Source organism: Acetatifactor sp., assembly GCF_982438285.1.
Genome location: NZ_CEWDFQ010000389.1, coordinates 1 through 2,682, shown reverse-complemented (window position 1 = coordinate 2,682; position 2,682 = coordinate 1). Strand labels below are relative to the sequence as shown.

Below are 2,682 nucleotides of genomic sequence, written 5' to 3'. Positions count from 1 at the left end.
GGGAATATGGATATCCATATTCCCGAGGAGGAATCCTTGGCGGATCAATTTCTTTTTCGAGAATATCTGATGCGTTATATGGGAAACTATGGGGCTGAGAATGCGGAAGGCGCTTTATTGTACCAGCTGGAATATTTGATTGCAGGAAAGGAGAATGACACGGAAAATCTAAGGGGTGTGGCCAATCGCCTTTTGGCGCTGCGTGAGGCCGCAAATGCACTGTATCTTTTTTCTGACAGTGAAAAGAGCATGGAGGCGGAGCTGGTGGCCGGGGTGATTGCCACATTGCTGGCAGTACCAGAAATCACGGAGCTTTTGAAGGTATCCTTATTGCTTGGCTGGGCATACGCAGAAAGTCTTTATGATGTAAAGACGTTACTGGAAGGAGGAAAAATCCCGCTGATCAAGGATGATGCCACATGGCATTTTGGCCTGCAGGGGGCCCTTGAGGCAAATATTTCTAATGAAAATTTTAAGGAAGAGACAGGACTTAGCTACGAGGACTATCTGAGAATTTTTTTAATGCTTACGGACACGGACAAGCTTACAGGCCGGGCGATGAACCTGGTGGAGGCAGATATCCGGCTGACCGCCGGAAACGCGGATTTTCGTCTGGACGGATGCTTTGACAGAATAGAAGCATATATTTGTGTGGAAAGCGCTTATGGCTATCAATTTGAATTGACAAGACAAAAAAGCTACTAAAGAGAAGGAAGGTGAATGGCGATGTCCCCTTTATGGAGAAAAGAAAAAACAGAACAAAGTAAACTAATTTTCAAGAGACCTTCTCCGAAGCAGATAACAAAATTTCAAAGCCTTGCCCGAGGCTTATACTCCTTAACCCCTTTTTTACTGATAAAGCACTCCATAAAGGGGATATCGCTGTCCACCTTTTTTGAAAGAAAAAGGCAGGCCGGCATGACAGTGGAGGCAGCAGTGGTCTTGCCCCTTTTTCTGTTATTCTTTTTAAACTTGAGCTGCGCGATGGAAATGATCCGCCTGCATGGCAACCTGCAGCTTGCGCTGCAGGATGTGGGAAACAGGCTTTCTGTGTACGGATATGCTTTTAAGGAGGCAGACCTGCAGGAAAACGTGGCGGGGATTGTGCTGTCCTATGGATATGTAAAGGAAGAAATGACAAAGTATGCAGGAGAGGATTATCTGGATGCTTCTCCCCTCGCATATGGTGCAGAGGGACTGCAGTTTTGGGAGAGCAAAGCGCTTGACGACAATGGGGAATTCGAAATCAATGTCACTTATTTGGTATCGCCGTGGTCGGACTTGGCGGGGTTTCTCCCATTTCGGATGGGAAATAGATATTACGGGCATTTTTGGACGGGGTATGAAATACCGGGTGCTTCCGGAGAAGAAAAAGCGCAGACGGTATATGTGGCGGAAAATGGCAGAGTGTATCATGAAAGCATTGGATGCAGTCATCTGACCCTGTCAGTAACAGAGACTTCGCTGGGAGAGGTGCTGAAATTAAGAAACGAAAATGGCGGCAGATACAGCCTCTGCGAAAGGTGTGGCACGGACAAAGGAGGTGATGCGGTGTTTATTACGAGCGAGGGCAGCCGCTATCATTGCAGGCAGGACTGCCCGGGACTTAAAAGAACCATATTTTCCTTGATTAAGACGGAGGCGCAAAAGGAATTTGCCCCTTGCAGCCGTTGCACAAAATAAAGAAGCGGATTAGTGTCGGAATGGAGATTGTTATGATACGGAAGATTTTTCTATTGTCCTATCTGGGTGTCTTAAGCGTATGGGACATCAAAGAAAAAAAGGTACCTTTGTTGATTCTTTTAGCGGGCTGGGGAATTGTGCTTTATAGTGTAGTTACAAAAAAACCATGGAATACATGGAACTGGCCCGGAGAAGCATTCCGGCTGCTGCCTGCACTTTTTCCCGGATTCATTTTACTGATAGCAGCAAGGACAACCGGAAAGGTGGGAAGTGCGGATGGAATGGTTTTACTGCAGCTGAGTATGCTTATGGAGTACCCAGCGTGCGTACTCTTATTTTGGGTGAGTATACTGCTTGTGTTTGCATTTTGCGTGGTCATGTTTTTGTTCCGCAGAGTACATAAAAACAGCAGAGTACCGTATCTGCCCTTTTTGCTGGCTTCTTGCTTTATATTATGAAAAAAGCAAGAGGAGAAAAATATGAAAAGAAAAGTACAGGCATATTTTACCGTGGAAGCAGCTATGATCATTCCGGTGGTTATCAGCGTTATTCTGTTTATAATCGGCCTTTGGTTTTTTCAATATGACCGCTGCCTGTTAGAACAGGATATGGGGGCTCTGGCGCTTAAGGGGAGCGCTGTGAATGCTGAGGACAAGACAGAGGCGGCAGAGCAGGTGAAAGACTGGCAGAGTCGAATATCCAGGGACAAATTTGTTTTGTGGAATCAAAAAGAGGTGGAAATCAAGCTGGAAAAGGATACTATTGCCGTGAGAGGAAGCGGAGAGCTGGAATTTCCTTTTGCAGGCATGGATTTTTGGGGAAATGCAGTTTGGAGGGCTCAGGCCCGGTATGAAAATCATAGGATTGACCCTGTTTTGTTTGTGAGAAATTACCGCAGGATAGTGGAGGAAGAATAAATGTTGGAGACAGAATTTGTACGGAGCCTAAATCACAATTATGAGAGAATATTGCTGGACCAAAAGCCGGAAGAAAGAAAAT

4 protein-coding genes are annotated in these 2,682 nt (G+C 45.7%); all 4 read left to right on the top strand.

Going from position 1 to position 2,682, the window contains the following annotated elements:
- Positions 1–705, top strand: a 705-nt coding sequence (locus AC1WIP_RS14330; protein WP_481142465.1) for a DUF5702 domain-containing protein, incomplete at its 5' end; no start/stop codon positions are given.
- Positions 706–918: 213 nt separating this feature from the next.
- Positions 919–1,683, top strand: coding sequence for a hypothetical protein (locus tag AC1WIP_RS14325; RefSeq protein ID WP_481142464.1), 765 nt, complete (start codon positions 919–921; stop codon positions 1,681–1,683).
- 32 nt (positions 1,684–1,715) lie between these two features.
- Positions 1,716–2,141: a hypothetical protein gene (locus AC1WIP_RS14320; protein WP_481142463.1), complete on the top strand. Its 426-nt coding sequence runs from the start codon at positions 1,716–1,718 to the stop codon at positions 2,139–2,141.
- A 21-nt stretch (positions 2,142–2,162) separates the two neighbouring features.
- Positions 2,163–2,600, top strand: a complete 438-nt coding sequence (locus tag AC1WIP_RS14315) for a hypothetical protein (protein ID WP_481142462.1) — start codon at positions 2,163–2,165, stop codon at positions 2,598–2,600.
- The last annotated feature ends 82 nt before the right edge of the window (positions 2,601–2,682 follow it).